1 protein-coding gene is annotated in these 249 nt (G+C 41.4%); it reads left to right on the top strand.

Translation table 11 applies throughout. From position 1 onward, the window contains the following. A partial coding sequence (locus SB756_RS33430; RefSeq protein ID WP_410913678.1) for a PEP-utilizing enzyme occupies positions 1-249 on the top strand: 249 nt, incomplete at both ends.

Consider the following 249-nt stretch of genomic DNA (forward strand, 5'->3'; position numbering starts at 1 on the left):
GTTAATACCGAACACGCAATAAAAGATTACCCCCCAAATACTATTTTGATTGCTAATACATTAACTCCCGCCATGCTTGCTGAAGTACCAAAAGGGTATTTAGCAGGGGTTGTTAGTGTTAACGGCTCTGCCAATAGTCATGCTTCTATTTTGACTCGCGCAATGGGGATCCCTGCTATTTGGGGGATAGAAGATTTACCATTACTTCAATTTGATGGTAAGCCAATGATTTTAGATGCGTTTGCAGGG

Origin of the sequence: Pseudomonas sp. SIMBA_068 (genome assembly GCF_046534705.1) — a bacterium.
In the GTDB taxonomy this organism is placed as follows: Bacteria; Pseudomonadota; Gammaproteobacteria; order Pseudomonadales; family Pseudomonadaceae; genus Aquipseudomonas; species Aquipseudomonas putida.